This window comes from Streptomyces sp. ME19-01-6 (assembly GCF_033793745.1).
In the GTDB taxonomy this organism is placed as follows: domain Bacteria; phylum Actinomycetota; class Actinomycetes; order Streptomycetales; family Streptomycetaceae; genus Streptomyces.
Map to the genome: position 1 here is coordinate 197,981 of NZ_JARAXF010000015.1, position 19,566 is coordinate 217,546.

The window sequence follows — 19,566 nt, forward strand, 5'->3', positions numbered from 1 at the left end:
GCGTAGCGCCGTGGGCGTCAAGTCGGGCACCGGCGTCGGGCCCAGGGCCGCGGCCCATAGGGGCGCGGCCCTGGGCCCGACGGGCCGGGGCCGGGGGGCCCTCTTACAGCGCGACGCCCAGCAGCGCGTCCACCGCGCGGGACACCAGACCCGGCGCCCCCTCGTCCGTGCCGCCCCCGGACGCCTGGGCCGAGGCCCAGCGGTCGACCGCGGCGAGCGCGGACGGGGCGTCGAGGTCGTTGGCGAGGGCGGTGCGGATCTCGTCGAGGAGGGCGTCGGCCGGAGGGCCGTCGGGGCGGGAGACGGCGGCTCGCCAGCGGGCGAGGCGCTCTTCGGCCTCCTGAAGGACGCCGTCGGTCCACTCCCAGTCCTCGCGGTAGTGGTGGGCGAGGAGCGCCAGGCGGATGGCCGCCGGGTCCACGCCGTCGCGGCGCAGCGCGGAGACGAAGACGAGATTGCCCTTGGACTTGGACATCTTCTCGCCGTCGAGGCCGACCATGCCCGCGTGGACGTACGCCTTCGCGAACGGCCGCTCCCCGGTGAGCGCCTGGGCGTGCGAGGCGCCCATCTCGTGGTGCGGGAAGGTGAGATCGGAGCCGCCGCCCTGCACGTCGAAGCCCATGCCGAGGTGGTCGAGCGCTATGGCCACGCACTCTATGTGCCAGCCGGGGCGGCCGCGCCCCAGGGAGCCGCCGTCCCAACTCGGCTCGCCCGGGCGGGCGGCCATCCACAACATGGGGTCCAGGGGGTTCTTCTTGCCGGGGCGGTCCGGATCGCCGCCGCGCTCGGCCGACAGCAGCCGCATGGCCTCGGCGTCGAGCCCGGAGACGCCGCCGAAGGAGGGGTCCGATTCGACGGAGAAGTAGGTGTCGCCCTCGAGCTCGTAGGCGGCACCCGCGTCGCGCAGCCGCTCCACGAGGGGAACGATCCCCGGGATGGCCTCCACGGCGCCGATGTAGTGGCGCGGCGGCAGCATCCGCAGCGCCGTCATGTCCTCGCGGAACAGGGCGGTCTCGCGCTCGGCGAGGGCCGTCCAGTCGTCGCCGTTCGCCACGGCGCGCTCGAGCAGGGGGTCGTCGACGTCGGTGACGTTCTGGACGTAGTGAACCTGCCGCTTGGTGTCGAGCCACACGCGTTGTACGAGGTCAAACGCGTTGTAGGTCGCCGCATGCCCCATGTGGGTGGCGTCGTACGGGGTGATTCCGCAGACGTAGATGCGGGCGACGGGGCCGGGGGCGAGGGTGATCGGTCCCCCGGTCGCGGTGTCGTGGATCCTCAGGTCGCGGCCTCTGCCAGGCAGGGCGGGCACCTCGGAAGCGGGCCAGGCATACATGTGTCGAGCGTAACCGGACGCCGCTTCCGGATACGAACCGGATGGGGCCTGGTTGGCTTGATAGGCGGTCTTGCGCAATCGCCCGTGACCTGCTGCGTCTGTCCTGCCGGCGACGTCAGACCGGCGGCCAGGGGATGGCGGGCCACTGTCCGCTGGGCTTGGGGTGGCGCCCGGACCGCAGCAGGGCCGCGATCCGGGCGCGCAGCGCCGCGATCTCGGCTTCCGTGATCAGCCCGGCCAGCCGGGCGGTGAGCGGATCGCCGTCGGCCAGCCGGTCCGCGAGCCGCCGCAGCACCGTGAGCGACTCGTCGGGCAGCGGCTCGCCCGCCCAGCCCCACAGCAGGGTGCGCAGCTTGTCGTCCGCGTTGAAAGTCACACCGTGATCAATCGCATAGATCCGCCCGTCGGCGGTGGGCAGCAGATGCCCGCCCTTGCGGTCACCGTTGTTGATCACGGCGTCGAGGACGGCCAGCCGGCGCAGCCGCTCGTCGTCGGCGTGCACCAGCAGCGCCGTGCGGCCCTCTTCCACCTCGGCGAAGGCGACGGCCTTCCAGCCCGGGCCCGGCTCCTCACCGTCGACGAGCGCGAGCAGCTCCAAAGCGCCGTCGCCGTCCTCGTCGGTGGCCGCCTCGATCCACAGCTGGCACATGCCCTGCCCGTACGGCCCGTCCCGCAGCACGGTCGGCGGCACCAGGCCCCACCCGGTGGCCTCGGAGAGCTCGTACGCCGCGACCTCGCGCTGGGCCAGCGTGCCGTCCGGGAAGTCCCACAGCGGGCGCTCCCCTGCCACCGGCTTGTAGACGCAGGCGGCGCTGTGGCCCTCGTACTCGACCGTGCAGTACAGCACCGCGTTGGACGCCTCCCGGACCCGGCCGCGTACCGTCAGCTCACCCAGCGCCAGCAGCTCGGACGGCTCGGGAGCCCGCGGAGGCTCGGGGGACCCCTCAGGCGTCACGCCCCGCGGCGATATCCGTTCTGGCGCGGACATACGTGTCCCTCCGGGTCGAGCGGCAGACTGCACAGCGGGCACGGCGGGCGGCCGGCGTTGACGACCTCCAGGGCGCGCTTGGCGAAGGCGCGCGCCTGGGGCCCGGTGAGCCGCACCCGAAGCATCGGCGGCCCGTTGACCTCGTCCTGGAGCAGCCGCTCCTCGGCCTCCGCGAGGTCCTCCTCGGACTCCGCCTCCAGCTCGACGAGGGCCTGCGCCTCCACGATCATGCGCTGTTCCTCGCCGTCCCAGGCGAGCGCCATGGTGCCGACCCGGAACTCCTCCTCCACGGGGACTTCCAGCGGCCCGGTGTCGGTGAGCTCCGGAGGGGCGATGGCCGGCACCGGGGCGTTTCCGCCGGTGCGCCGCACCACCTCGTCCAGCAGCTCGTCTATCCGCTCGGCGAGCGCGGCGACCTGGGTCTTCTCCAGCGCGACGCTGGTGGTCCGGCCGCTCCCGGAGGCCTGCAGGAAAAAGGTGCGGCGCCCGGGCAGCCCGACCGTGCCGGCGACGAAACGGTCCGGCGGGTCATAGAGGAACACCTGACGGGACAACGTCCTGCTCCATTTTGGTTCGGCGTGGTACTCGGCGTGGTACGACGTGTTTCGCGACGTGGGTTTTCAGGGTCTCGGCTGTCGACTGCTGGGTCATACGACTGCCCGGCCACGGCTGTGCGCGGTTGAGCGGCGCCGCGGCACCACCCTACTGCGCTCGGCGATCACGGTGCTCCCGCGCCGCCGCCCACCTCCGCGTCCCCGGCCCGGCCCTGGCCCGCGCCGTCTCCCGCGGCCTCCTCCCGGGGCGCGAGAGAGCCGAAGTCGCCGGTGTCCCCCAGCCGCACGACGAAGGGGCGCAGCTGGGTGTAGCGGATGGCGGTGACCGAGCAGGGCTCGACCGAGATGCGCTGGAAGAGGTCCAGATGCAGGCCCAGGGCGTCGGCGACGAGCGCCTTGATGATGTCGCCGTGCGAACACATCAGATACACCGCGTCGGCGCCGTGCTCCTCCTCGATCCGGGCGTTCCAGTCGCGCACCGCGTCGACCGCGCGCGCCTGCATGGCCCGCATGGATTCGCCGCCCGGGAAGGCGGCGGCGGACGGGTGCTGCTGGACGACTCTCATCAGGGGTTCGTCGGCGAGCTCGGCGAGCTTGCGCCCGGACCAGTCGCCGTAGTGGCACTCCCCGATCCGGTCTTCGGTGTGCAGGGGCAGCTCCGGCCGGGCGGCGAGCAGCGGGGCCAGGGTCTCCTGGCAGCGCTGCAGCGGGCTGGTGACGGCGGCGGCCAGCGGCAGCGCGGCGAGCCGCCCGGGCAGGGCCGCGGCCTGGGCGGTGCCGCGCTCGTCGAGTGCGACACCGGGTGTCCAGCCCGCGAGGAGTCCCGCGGTGTTGGCGGTGGACCGGCCGTGCCGTACGAGGATCAGCGTGGGCATGCCTGCCACCCTACGGCCCCCGCGCCGCGCTTCCGGGCCCGCCCGGGGGCCGCCCCGTGCGCTTTCCCCGCAAGCGGGGCAGAATGCCCGGCGTGATCGTGGACTGTGGCATCTACCGGGACGGGCGGCGTACCGAGGGGCCCGCCGACTTCTCCGACGCCCTCGACCAGGCGCGAGCGGACGGTGGCTCCTTCTTGTGGATCGGCCTGCACGAGCCGACCGAGAAGGAGTTCGAGCTGGTCACCAGCGAGTTCGCGCTGCACCCGCTGGCCGTCGAGGACGCGCTGCGCGCCCACCAAAGGCCCAAACTGGAGGTCTACGAGGATTCGCTGTTCCTGGTGCTGAAGCCGGTCGAGTACGACGATGCGGCCGACACCGTCACCGCCGGCGAGCTGATGGTGTTCGTCGGCGACTCCTTCGTGGTGACCGTGCGGCACGGCCAGGCCAATCCGCTGAGCGCGGTGCGCGAGCGGCTGGAGAAGATGCCCGAGGTGCTGCAGCACGGGCCGACGGCCGTGATGTACGCGGTGTCCGACGCGGTCGTGGACCACTACCTGGACGTCGCGGACGCGCTCCGCCTCGACCTGGACGAGCTGGAGACGGAGGTGTTCAGCCCGGTGGGGTCGGCGGCGAACACGGCCGGCCGGATCTACGGCTTCAAGCGCCAGGTGCTCGAATTCCGGCGGGCCACGGGGCCGTTGGCGGAGCCGATGACGCGGCTCGCGGGTGCGGGGGTGCCGTTCGTCCACGAGGGCTCGCGGCCGTTCTTCCGCGATGTCAGCGACCATCTGACCCGGGTGAACGAACATGTCGAGGGACTGGATCGGCTGCTGTCGGACATATTGTCCGCGCATCTGGCGCAGATGGGCGTGCGGCAGAACGACGACATGCGGAAGATCTCGGCCTGGGCGGCGATGGCCGCGGTGCCCACGCTGATCGCCGGGGTCTACGGCATGAACTTCGACTACATGCCCGAGCTGTCGTGGACGTGGGGCTATCCGGCGGTGCTGCTGCTCATGGCCGGGGCGGTCTTCGGGCTGTACCGCTTCTTCCGGCGGCGCGGCTGGCTGTGACCCGGCGGTGCGCCGGTCAGGCGTACTCGGGGGCGGGCGTCGCGGGCCCGCCGAGCGCGTCCCGCCGCTCCGGCATCCGCAGCGTCACCATGCGCCGCCAGCCGCCGAACCGCTCGAACAGGTACAACGCGTGGATGCCGGCCACCAGCAGCCCGGCCCTGGCTCTCGACCAGCCCAGGATGCGGCCCATATGGGCCATGACGGCGAGGCTGACGTCCCGGTAGACCCGCGCTTCGACGAGTGCGCACTCCTTGAGGGCCCGCTGGATGGTCCGGCCGTGCCCGGCGGCGGCCAGGCGCAGCAGTTCCTCGTGGCAGTAGGCGAGGTGGTTCTCCTCGTCGTTCGAGATCATTCTGACCGCGCGGCCGACGAGCGGATCGCCCTCGAAGTACCGGCGCAACATCACCATCTGGCCGGAGGCCCGCTGCTCGGTGACCCGGCTGTGGGCGAGATAGGTGACGATGTCGTGCTCGGTCAGCGGCTCGTCGCGGCGCAGCTTGTCGTGGGCGAGGCCGATGCCGCGCGCTTCGAGCAGCATGGTGTAGTCGGTCTCGCGCGGGACCTCGACCGGTTCGAGACCGCGCCGGCGCAGCAGGGCGTTGAAGATCCTGCCGTGCTTGTCCTCGTCGGCGCCATGCCGGGTGATCTTCGGTGCGAGAGCACGCTGGCTCTCCGGCACGAGGGCGGCGATCCTTCCGTTCTCCCAGCCGCCCTGGGCCTCGCCGCTGGCAGCGATGGAACAGAAGAGCCGGAACGATTCGTCGTCGTCGAGGATCTCCTGGAACAGCCTTTTCGCCGACAGCATCTCCGCCACCTCCGGGCACGGCGTCACACGACCTCCGCGCAGCAAAAGTCAAATGCCGTGCGTCGGAGGCGGCAACAGGTGGGGCGTCCGGCTCCGCCGGACGAGGGACCGCGCGGGCGTCGCGCGGTCCCGTAACCACGGGGGCCCCGAGGCGTTGTGCTGGGTGACGGCCGTGGCGGGGAAGACACCCCGAGCCCCCACCACGGCCGTAGAGCTTCCCGGGCCTCCCGGGTCCCCGGGGTTTCCCGGGCTTCCGCCTAGGCCAGCCCCGCTCGCTCCAGCGCCTCGATGCCCGTACGGAGCCCCGCGATCCGCTCTTCGAGGGTGAAGCCCGACGGGGCAAGCGACAGGGTGGTGACGCCGGCCTCGGCGTACGCCTGCATACGGTCCGCGATGCGCTCGACGGGGCCGAGCAGCGTGGTGGAGTCGATGAGCTCGCGCGGGATGGCCGCGGCCGCGCCGTTCTTGTCGCCGGCCAGGTACTTCTCCTGGATCTCGGCAGCCTCCTTCTCGTACCCCATGCGGCGCGCCAGCTTGTTGTAGAAGTTCTGCTTCGCGCTGCCCATGCCGCCCACGTACAGCGCGGTGTAGGGGCGGAAGACATCGGCGAGGGCGCCGATGTCCTCGCCGACCGCCATCGGGACGGTGGGCACCAGGTCGAAGCCGTCCATGTCCTTGCCCACCTTCTCGCGGCCCGCGCGGAGCGCGCCCAGGGTCGTCGCCTCGGCGTGCTCGGGCGAGAAGAAGACGACCAGCGCGCCGTCGGCGATCTCACCGGTCTGCTCGAGGTTCTTGGGGCCGATGGCGGCGATGTACAGCGGAATGTGCTCGCGCACCGGGTGCACGGTGAGCTTGATGGGCTTGCCGGGGCCGCCGGGCAGCGGCAGGGTCCAGTTCTCGCCCTCGTGCGTCAGGCGCTCGCGCGACATGGCCTTGCGGATGATCTCCACATACTCGCGGGTGCGGGCCAGCGGCTTGTCGAACCGCACGCCGTACCAGCCCTCGGAGACCTGCGGCCCCGAGACGCCGAGCCCGAGCCGGAAGCGGCCTCCGGAGAGCGAGTCGAGGGTCGCGGCGGTCATCGCCGTCATCGCGGGCGTACGGGCCGGGATCTGGAAGATGGCGGACCCGACGTCGATGCGCTCGGTCTGCGCGGCCACCCAGGTGAGCACCGTGGCGGCGTCGGAGCCGTACGCCTCGGCGGCCCAGCAGACCGCGTAGCCGAGGCGGTCGGCCTCCCGGGCGACCGCGAGGTTGTCCGCATCCATCCCGGCGCCCCAGTAGCCGAGGTTGATTCCAAGCCTCATGCCGCACCCCTTACCGATCAGTAACGTCCTTGTTGCCGGGACTCTAGCGCGCTGCGTCCCGGTACGTCAGGACCGGGTTATCCACAGGCCGACACGGTTCGATCTCCGGCCAGTAATCTCAACGTTCATGGAGCTAAGGCACCTCGGCCGCACGGGCCTGCGCGTATCCCGGCTCGGGCTCGGCACGCTCACCTGGGGGCGGGACACCGAAGAACACGACGCCGCGGATCAGCTCAAGGCGTTCTGGGAAGCGGGCGGGACGCTCGTGGACACCGCCGATGTGTACGCGGACGGCGGCGCCGAGTACCTCCTGGGCCAGCTGATGGAGGGCCTCGTGCCGCGCCGCGATCTGCAGATCGCCACCAAGGCGGGCAGCGTCCCCGATCCCGACCGCCGCTTCGACGGCTCGCGGGGCCATCTGCTGGCCGCGCTCGACGGCTCGCTCGCGCGGCTCGGCACCGACTACGTCGACCTGTGGCAGGTGCACGCCTTCGACCCGGTCACGCCGATCGAGGAGACGCTCCAGGCGCTGGACATCGCGGTCAGCAGCGGGCGGGCGCGGTATGTGGGGGTGTCCAACTTCTCGGGCTGGCAGCTCGCCAAGGCGGCCACCTGGCAGCTCGCCTCGCCCGGCGCGCACACCCGGCTCGCCAGCACGCAGATGGAGTATTCGCTGCTGCAGCGCGGAATCGAGCGGGAGGTGCTGCCCGCGGCCCTGGACCTGGGCCTGGGCATACTGCCCTCCTCCCCGCTGGGCCGCGGGGTGCTGACCGGCAAGTACCGCCACACGACCCCGGCCGACTCACGCGGCGCCTCCGAGCACATGGCGGCCTTCGTCGCCCCGTACCTCGACGAGGAGGCGAGCCGGATCGTCGAGGCCGTCTCCACCGCGGCCGACGGCCTGGCGACCACCCCGCTGCACGTGGCGCTGGCCTGGGTCCGCGACCGCCCCGGCGTCACCGCGCCGATCGTCGGCGCGCGGAACGCGCAGCAGCTCAGGGCGGCGCTGTCGGTGGAGGCGCTTAGTCTTCCGGAGGAAATCTGCCAGGCGCTCGACGATGTGTCGGCGCCCGTGCACCGCTATCCCGATCAGGACTGGAGCACGCTGTGAGTACCGACCGCCCCGCCGGCGAGGCCGCCTCCGCGCCCGACGAGGAGCCCACCACCGGCACCCCCGCGGCGCGGACGGACGCGGACGCGGACACTGCCACGGGCACGGACACCTCCACGGATGCCGCCACCCCGCCGGGCGCCGAGGGCGGCCCCGGCGTGGACCCGGCCGGCGCCGACAGCGCGGTGCCCGTGAGCGCGGCGGACCCGACCGGTCGGCCTGCGGCGAGCGGCACACCGGGGCCCGACGCGGGCGGTAAGCGGTCCGCCGCCGCGGAGGCGCTGGCCGCGGCGGTGCGGGCCGTGGAGAGCGGTGAGCGGTCCGCGGCCTCGTTCTTCACCGACTCGCCCCCGGCCCGCCAGGGCCGTGACGCGGCGCGGGGCGCAGGGGGCGGCGGGGCTCGCCCGGGTGGCGCTCGGGAGCGGACGGGCGGGCCCGGGCACGAGCAGCCCCGGGCGGCCGGCCCCGGCGGACCCGCCCCGGCGAGGGCCTCCACCGCGCCGGGCGCCGGACAGCCCGTCCGGGCCGTGGCCGGCCCCGCGCCCGGCCCCGCGGGGGACGTGCCCGGGGCCGCCGAGGTCCGCCGGGTGCTCGCCGAGGGCGGGGCCCCCGAGAGCCTGGCCGGTGCGGTCGTGGTCACGTTGGGCGAGGCGGCCGCCGAGGTGCTGCGCGAGGACCCCTGGCAGCTGCTGGCCGTCCCCGGCGTGCGCCATGACCAGGCGGACGGCTTCGCCCGTGCCCTGCTCGGGCCCGGCTGCGGACCGGGCGACGAGCGCCGGTCACAGGCGCTCACGGTCTGGCTGCTCGAGCGCGCCGCCCTCGAAGGACACACCGCGCTGGAGTCCTCCGCGCTGCGCGCCGGGCTGGCCAAGCTGTCCGTGCCCGATCCGGACACGGCGCTGCGGTCCGCGATCGCGGACGGCCTGGTGCTCGTCTTCCAGGACGCCGCCGACACCCCGGGGCCCGCCGCCCGCCCGGCGGCCGGAGACGAGGACGGCACCGACGACGAGCAGCCGGTACGGGTCCTCCTGGGGCTTGACCGCTTCGCACTGGCGGAGGAGAGCCTGGCCGACGGCCTGGCCCGGCTCGCCGGCACCTTCGCCGACCGCTCCGGCGATCCGGCGGCCGCCGACACCGGCGGCGACGGCGGTGCGGGCGACGGTTCCGACGGCGGCTCCGGAGACGTCCCCGGCCACGGCGAGGCGAGCGCGGCCGGTCCGGGCACGGCCGACTGGGAGGCCGCGGCAGCCGCCGCGCCGACCCCGTCCGCCGCGGAGCTCATCCGCACGGCCGCGGGCCACGGTCTGGTCGCGCACAGCGGCGGCGAGACGGCCCGGGCCGAACCGGCGGCGCTCGTCGCCGCGGCCAGGTCCCTGGGGCTGCGGGCGTACGCGGCGGCGCACACCGAGGACGGCAGGCGGCGGCTGGCCGAGCTGATCGACGCCGCCTCGCCCGGCGAAGGTGCCGACGGCCTCGGCGACGCGGACCGCACCGGTGACACCGTCGGCGGCGGCTTCGACGCGGCGGTCACCGTCGCCGGGCTGCTCTCGGGCCACGAGGGGCCGGGCCGCGACGAGGACGGTGCGCTCGCGCTCGATCTGATCGCCGTGCTGGACGCCCCGCAGCTGGACGTGGAGGCCGCGGCGATGCTCGTGGAGTCCCTGCCGGACGGTGCGCGGCTGGTGCTCAGCGGCGACCTCGGTGCGCTGTGGTCGGCGGGCCCCGGCAAGGTCTTCGCGGATCTGCTGGCCGCCCGCCGCTGCCCCCAGGTCGTCTCCCGGACGCCGGACTCCGGGCCGATCGGCGAGCTGATCTCGGGCATCGGGATCGGGGAGCTGAACCAGGTCGAGGCCCCAGGCAAGGAGGTCGTGATCGTCCCGGTGCGCGACGCGGGCGAGGCCGTGCACCGCACGGTCCAGCTGGTCGCGGACTCGGTCCCGCGCGCGCTCGGCGTACCGCCGGAGCACACTCAGGTGATCACCCCGGGCCACGGCGGCGCCGCGGGGACGCGCGCGCTCAACGCCGCCCTGAAGGAGCGGCTGAACCCCGGGCCCGGCCGCTTCGGCGGCTTCGACCCGGGCGACCGGGTCGCGTACGTCCCGGCGCCGGGCCGTGCGCTGCCGGGCACGGTGGTCTCCGCGGACGCCGAGGGCCTGCACCTGGACTGCGCGGGCGCGGCCGTTGTGGTGCCGCGCGAGCAGGTCGCCGACACGGTCCGGCACGGCTGGGCGCTCACGGCCCACCAGGCCGTCGGTGCTCGCTGGCCGGCGGCGGTCGTGGTGCTGCCCGGGGACGCGGCCGCGGGGTTGACCCGGGCCTGGGTGTACACCGCCTTCGGCCGCGGCGAGCGCCATCTGTCCGTGGTGCACGGCGCGGAAGCGGCGCTGGCGCGAGCGGTGGCGGAGATTCCGGCGAAGGAGCGGACCACCCGGCTGCGGTCCCTGCTGCAGGCGCAGCTCCCGTCCGCCGGGTAGACCGGCGCCCCGCGCCGGACCACCGGCGCGGGGCGGCAGTGGCACGGGCGCCCCGCGCCGCAGGGGTGGATTCCTGGCTCTGCCGGGCGGTGCGCCCGGGCCGGGGCCGGCGCCCGGCAGGAGCCCCGGCCGCCGGCGGTCTCCGGCAGACGCTGAGCGCCTGGCGGGCCCGGCGGCCCGTCCGGCGCTCAGGGACGGTCGGTGGAACCCGGACGGGTCTCAGTTGCCGGGGCCCAGTACCTCCAGGTCGTCCTCGTCCGCTTCTTCCACATCGTCGGCCTCGTCCTCCTCGTCCTCCTCGTCGTCCAGCTCCTCGTCGAAGACCGAGCTGACGTCGAAGCGACAGACGACCTGGTGCGGATCCGGCTGGTCGAAGGGGGCGGCCAGCCACTCCCCCGGCTCGGCGAGCTCGTCCCCGGCCGCCACCCACAGCGTCGAGTCGCCTTCCTCCAGCCCGAACTCCTTGTGCCGGGAGGCGATCTCGTCCGGTTCGTATTCGCCGAAGAGCACCCCGATGGCGGTCTGGACGCTGTCGCCGACGGCCGCCGCGCCGCCCGGCCCGCCGTTGTCGGAGTCGGCGCCCTGATCCACCTCGGCGACGCGTCTGGCCTGCGACAGCAGGCGCTGCGGTTCGACGACGGCGTAGTCCCTGCGGATCAGCACGCTCAGGGCGCTCGGTTCCTCGGGCCCGGCATAGGCGGGCAGGGTGTCGTCGCCGGGGATCTCGAAGGGCGTCACCTCGTCGTAGGCGTCATAGAGCAGCTCGTCGTACACCTCGGCTGCCGCGGCCAGTTCGTTGAACGCGGCGTAGACGTCCTGGTCGTCCTCCCCGGACCGGCGTTCGACAGCGTCGAGGTGACGATCCAGTGCGGCTTTCACCGCTTCGGCGGCGGCGCGTACCTCGGCAGCGGATGGCTGCGCAGCATCAGACATAGTGCAGACGCTATCCGTAGCAGGCCTGGTCCCGCACAATAGATGCGATGCCGGAATACGAATTCTGTGATGTGTATGTGCCTCGCGGGGTCTCTCGCAAGGCCGCCACGCGCTTGCTGACCGACCATGCCGAGTACGGACACTGGGAGCTCGACCGCCTGCGACTCAATCCCGACGGCAGCCGCAGGGTGCGGCTGCGCCGCCGGATCATCCGCCAGCTCCGCGCCACGTGGTGAGCCGCCGCTGAAAGCCGAGCGGGCCCCGCCGGTGTGCGGGGCCCGCTCGACGCCGCGCCGTGGCGCGGCCTACCGCTCTCAGCGCTGCTTCAGCGCTGCCTTCAGTGCTGTCCGGCCCGCGCCCTGCGGTAGAGCACGGTGCCCGCGAGCAGCATGCCCGCGGCTGCCGGGATGGCCAGCTCGACCGGCCCGGCGCCGGTGTGCGCGAGCTGCTCCTTGCCCGTCAGCTGGGAGCCCCCGAGGTGCGAGGAGGCGCCGCCGCCGTGCGCGCCGATCTGCTGGGCTCCCTGCTGCCCGCCTTGGCCCGCCCCGTGGCCACCGCCGTTGCCCGGCGAGGAGGGGGCAGGCGTGTGGCCTCCCGGCTTGCTGTCCCCGGGGTGGTGCGGCTTGCCCGGCTCATCCGGCTTTCCGGGGTCACCGGGGTCGCCCGGCTCTCCCGGGTCACCGGGGTCGCCCGGCTGGCCGGGGTCACCCGGGTCACCCGGGTCGCCGGGGTCACCCGGGTCGTTCGGGTCGTTCGGAACGGCATCCACGACACCGCCGCACTCGCCGCCCATGTCGGTGTTCCCGACCGTGCCGACCCCGACGCCGTTCCCGCAGACGTTCACCGGCACATGGACCGGAGCCTGCACGTTGTTGCCGGACACCGTGCCCGGCGAGTTCTCCGTACGGCCCTCCGCGCTGGAACCGCTGTGCTGGGAGCCTCCGGACCCACCCTGGTGGACCACATTGCCGCAGCCACTTCCCCCGCTGCCGTTGAACACCCCGAGGGCTTGCACGGTGTTGCCGCACACGTTCACCGGGACCTCGACGGGCACCTGGACCACGTTGCCGGACGCGATCCCCGGCGAGTGGGCGGCACCCCCACTGGCCCCCGCGCCCGCGTAGGCGTAGCCGCCGGTCACGGCCAGTACGCCGCCTGCCGCCGCGATGGTGATCAGGCCCTTTTTCGCAACTTGTCGCATAACTGTTTCGCTCCCCTGCCTTCCGTCCTGCGGTATGCGCGCGAGCAGAAGCGCCCGCCCCCCATCCCCGGCCCCCCGGAGCACCTCACCGGCCTCCGGGGACACCCGGGATCACACCCCTTTGGACTGTGACTCCACGTCACGTGATCGATGCAACGGCCCCGTTGGGGGCCGCACACCATGTAACGAGGACGGAGCAATCGAGCTATGAATCTACGACACCATTCACCCTTTTTGATTCAGTCGGTATGTGTGACCGATTAGCGCGGACGGGGGAAGTCAGCGCGCGTCCATGAGCGCGCTCAGCACGCGTCGATGAACCGGTCGAGTACCCTGACCCCGAACTTCAGCCCCTCCACCGGCACCCGCTCGTCGACGCCGTGGAACATCCCGGCGAAGTCCAGCTCCGGCGGCAGCTGCAGCGGTGCGAAGCCGAAGCAGCGGATGCCCAGGTCGTCGAAGGACTTGGCGTCGGTGCCCCCCGAGAGGCAGTACGGCACGGCCCGGGCGATCGGGTCCTCGGCCTTGAGCGCCAATTGCATGGCGTCGACGAGCGCGCCGTCGAAGGTGGTCTCCAGCGCCTTGTCCGCGTGCACGTCCTCGCGCTTCACCCGCGGGCCGAGGACCCGGTCGAGGTCGGCCAGGAACTCCTCCTCGTACCCCGGCAGGAAGCGGCCGTCCGCATGCGCGGTGGCCTGGCCCGGGATGACATTGACCTTGTAACCGGCGCCGAGCATGGTCGGCGCGACGGTGTTCTGCAGGGTCGCCCCGATGAGCTTGGCGATGCCACCGAGCTTGGCGAGCGTCTCGTCCATGTTCTCCGGGTCGAGCGGGGTGCCGAGCGCGTCGGACAGCTCGTCGAGGAAGGACCGTACGGTCTTGGTGACCCGGACCGGGAACTTGTGCCGCCCGAGCCGCCCGACCGCCTCGCACAGCTCGGTGATCGCGTTGTCGTTGTTGGTCATCGAGCCGTGGCCTGCGGTGCCGTCCACGGTCAGCCGCATCCAGTGCATGCCCTTCTGGGCGGTCTCGACGAGGTAGAGCCGCAGATTCTCGTTGACCGTGAAGGAGAAGCCGCCGACCTCGCCGATCGCCTCGGACACCCCCTCGAAGAGGTCCGGGTGGTTGTCGACGAGGTGCCGCGCACCGTACAGCCCGCCCGCCTCCTCGTCGGCGAGGAAGGCCAACACGATGTCGCGCGGGGGCTTGCGACCGCTGCGCAGCCGGTCGCGTACGACCGCGAGCGTCATCGCGTCCATGTCCTTCATGTCCACCGCGCCGCGGCCCCAGACGCAGCCGTCGGCGATCTCGCCGGAGAAGGGGTGGTGGGTCCAGTCGAGGGCGTTGGCCGGGACGACGTCGGTGTGGCCGTGGATGAGCAGCGCGGGACGCGAGGGGTCCTCCCCCGCGATCCGCGCGACCGTCGACGCCCGGCCCTGGTGCGACTCGAAGATCTGTGGCTCGAGCCCCACCTCGGCGAGCTTCTCCGCGACGTACTCGGCGGCCGCGCGCTCGCCCGGGCCGGAGTGGTCGCCGTAGTTACTGGTGTCGATCCGGATCAGGTCGCGGCACAGCTCGACGACCTCGTCCTCACCACTGACCGTGCCGGTCGTCCTCGCGGCCGAAATCGACTCGCTCACACTGCCTCCTCAAGGTTCTGCTGCCACGGAGCACCCACGCGCGGGCCGGGCCCGCGGCAGGGGTCCACCGCCATACTCCCCCGCCCGCCCGCCCAGCCCAAGGCGGAAATACCGCCGTCACACCCCGTCCACACTTCCAGCGCGCCGGACCACCGCGGGGCCGCCGCGGGGCCGCCCCGGGGCACGGGCACGCGTGATCGAGCACGTCCGGATGTTTGCTATGGTTTTCCCGTCGGAACGGCCACAGGCCGGACGGCAGACACCTGGTCCGGGTGGCGGAATGGCAGACGCGCTAGCTTGAGGTGCTAGTGCCCTTTATCGGGCGTGGGGGTTCAAGTCCCCCCTCGGACACGTACTGATAGCTCACGGGCTTCGCGGGAGTGCTGGTCGAGTCTCATCTCGGCCAGCACTTTGTGTTTTCCGGAGTCGTACGTGAGTCGCACCCCGAGCTGCCGGTAGATCTCGGCCTTGTCCTGGGGCTCGGCCTGCCGTACCACAGCGGCCAGATCTTTGATCGAGCGGACGAGCCGGGCGATCTCGTCGCGTGACATCCGGGCCCCCGCTGTCTTCGAGGACGCGCGGAGCTCGGCTTCTGCTCTGGCCCGCCGGGCCTGGGTTTCGGTGATCCACTGGGTGACGACGGCAGGGTCGGCGCCTGATTCCAGGGCCGCGCGGTGGGTGGCGAGCTTGCTGTCGCAGTCGGCGATCACCTTGCGGGCGGCAGCGACGGCAGCGGTCTCTTGTCCGGGGGCCGCCGCCGTGGCCATGAGGTCGATGGTGTCGTCCAGCCGGTGCGGGAGGAACACTGAAGCTTCCCCTTGTGAGACCCAGATGGCCAATTCACATGGTGGCGGCCAGGGTGGCGTGGAGTCGGGTGAGACGTGAGGTCCATGCACCGGCGAGGGGAATTCCGGCGAGCCAGGCGTCGGTGCGGACGAGGTTGAGGGCGGTGGCGGTGAGGACGTGCTGGAGATGGGTGCGTGCGAGTCCGCGGTAGCGGGCTCGGTGGACGTTACAGCGGCTCGATGCCTGGGCCATGGTGCCCTCCACCCCGGCCCGCAGGGCGTATTGCTCCTTCCAGCCGTCGGTGGCCTGATCTGCACGGATGCGCTGTTGCGCCTCGAACTGTTCGCGGGGCCGGAAGGTCATGGCGCGGGCATTGTGTGCGGAGCGGGTGCAGCGGGCGCGGTCCGGGCAGGGGGTGCAGTCCGGGAGCCGGAAGGTGACCTGGACGATGGGGAGTCCGTCGCGGCTGCTCGCCTCTCGCCAGTAGCGGCTCTGCTTGCCGTTGGGGCAGGTGACGTGCTGGTTGTCCCAGTCGATGGTGAAGTGGGTGCGGTCGAAGGCGTCCGGATCGCGGGCCTGCCAGCCCGAGTCCGGCGGGAGTGGTCCGGTCAGCTCGATGCCTTGCTGCTTCGCGGTGAGGATGTGGTCGATGCTGATGTAGGCGGCGTCGACGAGTTCCTGGTCCGGCTTGAAGCCGGCGGTCTCCAGAGCGGTGTGCCGGGCGAGGGTGGTCTCGACATCAGCGCGGCTGGCCTCAGTGGTGTCCACGTGGACGATCAGGTGGGGCCGGTCATCCGGGCACGTTTCGGTGAAATGAGCCTTGTACCCGCGCCAGGCCATGCCCCGCTTGATGCTGTAGCGGGCCTCGGCGTCGTACGGGCTGCCGATCGCAACAATCCCGGGGGCAGGTCCTTGGCCTCCCGTGCTCCGGGGCGGCCGACGTGATCGCGGTAGTACTGCTGAACCCACACCCGGCGCAGGACCTGCACCGCAGGGATCTCCCGCAGCCAGTCCGGGGCACAGCCGCCGTAGGCGGACTCAAGCAGGCGGAAGCCGTCCTGTCCTACGGTGCGGAACAGTTCGTCGCGGGCGGGCAGGGCCTGCGGCAGCCGGTAGTCACTGGCTCGCCGGGCATAGCGGTCCCACCAGTCCAGGGCGGTATGGGCGGCCAGCCAGCCCGGAGCCGCGGCGGCCAGAGCCTCCAGCGCGGCGCGCATCGTCTCGGCCACAAGTTCCAGCCGGTTCAACAGCCGGATGTCGGCGACCACATGGGTGGCGTCGGTGCGCTGCCGGCCGCCGGGCCCCAACCGATCGTGCTCGGACAGCACCTGAAGGACCCGGGCCAGCAGGCGATCACTGTGCTCGCCGGTCACGAGGCGGCTGCGGAACTCGCTGAGCACGGAGGCATCGAACCCGGAGTCGTTCAACTCCAGAGCCAGGCAGTACTTCCAGTCCAGCCGCCCGCGTACCGCGTCCGCCGCCTGCCGGTCCGTCAGCCCCTCGGCGTACTGCAGCACCGACACCATCGCTAGGAACGCCGGCGACAGCGCCGGGTGCCCACGCCGGGCGAACAGACCAGCGAACTCCACATCCGAGAACACCGCGCCCAGCGAGTCCCGCACCCGCATCGCCAGCGCCCCACGCGGGAACGCGGTACGAGCGACCAGACGGGTCTGCTCAGGAATCTCACGCATCGACCGAGGCCACAAGGACATCGAGGACCACCCCTCAGATTCCCCGCGCAGCATGTGCCTGCCACCGTCGCACGAAGACAAAGATCACCGAAGCCGGTCATGTGAATTGGCCAGCAGGGTCGATCACGGGGAAACTTCACTGCAGGCCACCATCCCACGCCCGGACAGCAACCCCCCGCTGGCTGTCCACCCGCGGGCGGTCGGCTGCGGCGCCCGGGTCGTCGACGAGAGCCACTGGGACGACCTGCCCGACAGTCACACCCACCGGACCACCACAGATGATCCGGTCGTCGCCATCTCCGAGACACTTACTCACTTCGCCTTCGGCGACGAGCTTCAGCGGACCGCTTCGCGAGCCGCAGCATGTAAGCCATTCGGGCGTGCATAGCCATCTGACGACGGGTCTCGAGCGGAAGGACACTTTCAGGGTCTACCTGGCGTTCGAATCGTTCAAGAAAGGCCGCCGTTCCCGGCGCAGTGCGAGCGGCTCGGTCGCTGGTGTTCGCCCAAGACGCATGAGCCGCCGCCCTCGCGCGGTAACTCCGCTGCTGAGCGGTCAGCCCCGGCTTGCGCACTCTGCCTCGAGAGCGCTCAGACATACGCCTCCTCGCCCGCGCGCTCCTGCGCGCGGGCGAGTTTGCAACCGCCGGGTGTGGGCTTCCCGTCCGTCAGGTGGAAGCGAAAACCGCGTGCCGGAGTTCCCTCAGCTTCCGCCCGGGTTCGAGGCCGAGCTCCCTGTCGAGAACGCGGCGGGCGGACTCGTAGATGCGGAGGGCGTCCGACCGCCGGTTGGATCGGTGGAGGGCGAGCATCAGCTGCCCGTAGAACGTCTCCCTGAGCGGGAACTCGGCGACGAGGGAATGCAGCTTGCCGACGATTTCCCGGTGGCGGCCGAGGGCGAGCTGCGCCTCCACCGACATCTCCATGCATTCGATGTGGAGTTCGGCGAGGAGTTTGTTGAAGCCCTCCATGATGGGGCCGGGCCCCACGTTGTCGAACGCCGGGCCGCGCCACAGCCCGAGCGCCTCCTCGGAGCACGCGGCGGCGGCGGCGTGCTCGCCGCGCCTGAGATGCCGCCGGCCGTCGGTGACCAGCCGCCGGAAGACGTCGACGTCGCAGTCGCTCGCCCCCCTGCGGAGCATGTATCCGCCGGGCCGGGTGATGACGGGGTCCGGCCGGCCGGGCCGTGCCAGGAACTTGCGCAGCCGTGACACGCAGACGTAGATGCCCGCGGCGCTGCGCTGTGGCGGCAGCTCACCCCAGATCTCCCTCGTGAGCTGCTCCGCCGTGACGACCTGGTCAGCGCGTATCAGCATGACCGCCAGGACGGTGGCGAGCTTCTGTGCTCTGAGGTGGGACACGCCCTTCTCATCGACCACACGAACAGGTCCCAAAATCTCGTACCGCATGAAGTACCCCCTGTGCTCGATTCTTGGCATTGCGTGACGCGAGATCGCCGTGCTGCGGCCAGCGGCTAGACCGTGGCGAGCTCCAGCTCCGGGGCGTCGACGAGGACGGCGTGGTGGAGCCCCCGCAGGGCGGCGGACGGCTCCTGTCCCAGCTCGTCGCTGAGCACGATCCTGGCCGACTGGTAGACGCTGAGGGCGTCGGCCCTGCACCCCGAACGGTAGAGCGCGAGCATGAGCTGCCGGTAGAACGCCTCGTGCAGCGGAAGCTCCTCCAGCTGCGCGTAGAGGTAGCTGACGAGCTCGCGGTGGCGGCCGAGTTCGAGACCGGCGTCCACGTACCACTCGACGCACTCGAGGCGGGACTGCTCGGCCCAGCAGACGAAGCCGTTGACGATCGGGCCGTCCCGCAGGTCCTCCAGCACCGGTCCGCGCCAGAGGCCGAGACCCTCCTCGTACGCCTCGCACGCCTCCTCGGTGCTGCCGGCACGCTGTGCCTGGCGCCCCTCGCGCACGAGGTCGAGGAAGTCGCGGAAAAATCCAGCTCGTCGGTCTCCAGCCGCAGGACGTAGCCGCTGCGAGCCGTCTTGATCGGACTGTCCCGCCGGCCGTTCTGGCGCAGGAACTTCCGCAGCTGGGATACATAGACGTGCAGCGCCGCGATGGCCTGACGTGGCGCGCGCGTTCCCCAGATTCCCTTCATGAGTTCTTCACTGCTGACCACCTCGTCTGCACGCACGAGCAATGCGGCCAGCAGCACTTCGATCTTCCGCGCATTGAGCGTAGAAATTGACGATCGGTCAACGATCCATAATGGGCACAGGATTTCGTACCTCATGATGCGCGACCTCCCACTGTGCCCAGCGCATTCTCGCAGCAGGTGGATACTTCATCATCGAATACGGTCAGCATTCGAGACATTCACCCCGATTTTTGAACTTGCTTCAGCACATCGGTCACATGCGTAACACAACCTGACGCCTATTCGGTCGCACGTCGGGCATCAGCGGCGATGTCCTACCCACGCCGAGGACCCCCTAGACGACGAGAGAGTCATCTTTGCGCCCTTCATATGAATGCCGGACGGTCCCAGTTGGCTTTCGTCAGATGAGACTGGTCTTCCATAGGGAGCGATCGGCTGCCTGGGTCGCCCTGGGCCGTCGCACTGACCCCGGATACCACACCGCCACGGGCACCGCGACTCTTGGTTGACCCGAGACGAGAACAGCCGGAGGCAACGCTCCCGGAGAGGGCGACATCGACGCATCCTAACCGCGCATCGCGCGGCTGTGTGAGGGTCAATGAACCGACAACAAAATCCGACATAGGCTGATTCATCGCCGGTGTCACTAGGTTGCGAGGCCGCTTCTTAACGCGTTCTTAACG

Annotated in this window: 18 protein-coding genes, 1 tRNA gene and 1 pseudogene; 5 read left to right on the forward strand and 15 right to left on the reverse strand. The window is 71.7% G+C overall.

All coding sequences use genetic code 11. The annotated features are described in order from the left end of the window. Window positions 1-103: 103 nt before the first annotated feature. The 4 genes from mshC to PV419_RS29645 all read right to left on the reverse strand — a co-directional run bounded on the left by mshC (window position 104) and on the right by PV419_RS29645 (window position 3,750). On the reverse strand, window positions 104-1,333 hold the full coding sequence (gene mshC, locus PV419_RS29630; RefSeq protein ID WP_319694172.1) for a cysteine--1-D-myo-inosityl 2-amino-2-deoxy-alpha-D-glucopyranoside ligase: 1,230 nt from the start codon (window positions 1,331-1,333) through the stop codon (window positions 104-106). Between the two features lie 115 nt (window positions 1,334-1,448). Then, window positions 1,449-2,321, reverse strand: a complete 873-nt coding sequence (locus PV419_RS29635) for an SCO1664 family protein (protein WP_319694174.1) — start codon at window positions 2,319-2,321, stop codon at window positions 1,449-1,451. Beyond that, window positions 2,285-2,875, reverse strand: a complete 591-nt coding sequence (locus tag PV419_RS29640) for a DUF3090 domain-containing protein (RefSeq protein ID WP_319694175.1) — start codon at window positions 2,873-2,875, stop codon at window positions 2,285-2,287. The genes PV419_RS29635 and PV419_RS29640 overlap by 37 nt, the downstream gene beginning before the upstream one ends. Before the next feature lie 164 nt (window positions 2,876-3,039). Further along, complete coding sequence (locus PV419_RS29645; protein WP_319694177.1) at window positions 3,040-3,750, reverse strand: histidine phosphatase family protein; 711 nt, start codon at window positions 3,748-3,750, stop codon at window positions 3,040-3,042. Window positions 3,751-3,833: 83 nt separating this feature from the next. Here PV419_RS29645 and corA point away from each other — a divergent pair, with 83 nt between their 5' ends. After that, the gene (corA, locus tag PV419_RS29650) at window positions 3,834-4,823 is read left to right on the forward strand and encodes a magnesium/cobalt transporter CorA (RefSeq protein WP_319694179.1); all 990 of its coding nucleotides are present in this window, start codon (window positions 3,834-3,836) and stop codon (window positions 4,821-4,823) included. Window positions 4,824-4,839: 16 nt separating this feature from the next. Here the strand turns inward: corA and PV419_RS29655 are convergent, their stop codons facing one another. Both PV419_RS29655 and PV419_RS29660 read right to left on the reverse strand, forming a co-directional pair. After that, on the reverse strand, window positions 4,840-5,628 hold the full coding sequence (locus PV419_RS29655; RefSeq protein WP_319694180.1) for a ferritin-like domain-containing protein: 789 nt from the start codon (window positions 5,626-5,628) through the stop codon (window positions 4,840-4,842). 257 nt (window positions 5,629-5,885) lie between these two features. Then, on the reverse strand, window positions 5,886-6,935 hold the full coding sequence (locus tag PV419_RS29660) for an LLM class F420-dependent oxidoreductase (RefSeq protein ID WP_319694182.1): 1,050 nt from the start codon (window positions 6,933-6,935) through the stop codon (window positions 5,886-5,888). A 127-nt stretch (window positions 6,936-7,062) separates the two neighbouring features. On the opposite strand from PV419_RS29660, the gene PV419_RS29665 reads away from it, so the two are divergent. Both PV419_RS29665 and PV419_RS29670 read left to right on the forward strand, forming a co-directional pair. Beyond that, entirely contained in the window at window positions 7,063-8,046 is a 984-nt protein-coding gene (locus PV419_RS29665; RefSeq protein WP_319694184.1) for an aldo/keto reductase, read from the forward strand. After that, complete coding sequence (locus PV419_RS29670; protein WP_319694186.1) at window positions 8,043-10,520, forward strand: helix-hairpin-helix domain-containing protein; 2,478 nt, start codon at window positions 8,043-8,045, stop codon at window positions 10,518-10,520. The genes PV419_RS29665 and PV419_RS29670 overlap by 4 nt, the downstream gene beginning before the upstream one ends. Window positions 10,521-10,739: 219 nt before the next feature. Here PV419_RS29670 and PV419_RS29675 read toward each other — a convergent pair whose 3' ends face one another. Then, on the reverse strand, window positions 10,740-11,453 hold the full coding sequence (locus PV419_RS29675) for a hypothetical protein (RefSeq protein ID WP_319694188.1): 714 nt from the start codon (window positions 11,451-11,453) through the stop codon (window positions 10,740-10,742). 47 nt (window positions 11,454-11,500) lie between these two features. Between PV419_RS29675 and PV419_RS29680 the strand changes: the two genes are divergently transcribed. Then, on the forward strand, window positions 11,501-11,689 hold the full coding sequence (locus PV419_RS29680) for a DUF5703 family protein (protein ID WP_018537156.1): 189 nt from the start codon (window positions 11,501-11,503) through the stop codon (window positions 11,687-11,689). 101 nt (window positions 11,690-11,790) lie between these two features. On the opposite strand, the gene PV419_RS29685 is transcribed toward PV419_RS29680, so the two are convergent. Together PV419_RS29685 and PV419_RS29690 are read right to left on the reverse strand one after the other, a co-directional pair. Then, the gene (locus tag PV419_RS29685) at window positions 11,791-12,654 is read right to left on the reverse strand and encodes a chaplin family protein (protein ID WP_319694189.1); all 864 of its coding nucleotides are present in this window, start codon (window positions 12,652-12,654) and stop codon (window positions 11,791-11,793) included. Window positions 12,655-12,956: 302 nt separating this feature from the next. Next, window positions 12,957-14,294 (reverse strand): M20/M25/M40 family metallo-hydrolase, encoded by a 1,338-nt coding sequence (locus PV419_RS29690; RefSeq protein WP_319694191.1) that lies wholly within the window; start codon window positions 14,292-14,294, stop codon window positions 12,957-12,959. 266 nt (window positions 14,295-14,560) lie between these two features. Between PV419_RS29690 and PV419_RS29695 the strand changes: the two genes are divergently transcribed. Next, window positions 14,561-14,645: transfer RNA gene (locus PV419_RS29695), tRNA-Leu, on the forward strand. Here the strand turns inward: PV419_RS29695 and PV419_RS29700 are convergent. The 6 genes and pseudogenes from PV419_RS29700 to PV419_RS29725 all read right to left on the reverse strand — a co-directional run. Then, a complete protein-coding gene (locus tag PV419_RS29700; protein WP_319694192.1) occupies window positions 14,627-15,100 on the reverse strand; it encodes a hypothetical protein in 474 nt (157 codons plus the stop codon). The two genes, PV419_RS29695 and PV419_RS29700, sit on opposite strands and share 19 nt — an antisense overlap. Before the next feature lie 34 nt (window positions 15,101-15,134). Further along, entirely contained in the window at window positions 15,135-15,920 is a 786-nt protein-coding gene (locus tag PV419_RS29705) for a transposase (RefSeq protein ID WP_319694194.1), read from the reverse strand. Further along, the gene (locus tag PV419_RS29710) at window positions 15,857-16,774 is read right to left on the reverse strand and encodes a transposase (RefSeq protein WP_319694196.1); all 918 of its coding nucleotides are present in this window, start codon (window positions 16,772-16,774) and stop codon (window positions 15,857-15,859) included. Before PV419_RS29710 ends, PV419_RS29705 begins: the two co-directional genes overlap by 64 nt. A 668-nt stretch (window positions 16,775-17,442) precedes the next feature. Beyond that, window positions 17,443-18,135: an AfsR/SARP family transcriptional regulator gene (locus PV419_RS29715; RefSeq protein WP_319694198.1), complete on the reverse strand. Its 693-nt coding sequence runs from the start codon at window positions 18,133-18,135 to the stop codon at window positions 17,443-17,445. 113 nt (window positions 18,136-18,248) lie between these two features. Next, the gene (locus tag PV419_RS29720) at window positions 18,249-18,695 is read right to left on the reverse strand and encodes an AfsR/SARP family transcriptional regulator (protein ID WP_319694200.1); all 447 of its coding nucleotides are present in this window, start codon (window positions 18,693-18,695) and stop codon (window positions 18,249-18,251) included. A 110-nt stretch (window positions 18,696-18,805) separates the two neighbouring features. Then, window positions 18,806-19,018: pseudogene (locus PV419_RS29725) on the reverse strand (AfsR/SARP family transcriptional regulator); the annotation flags it as partial. Between the last annotated feature and the right edge of the window lie 548 nt (window positions 19,019-19,566).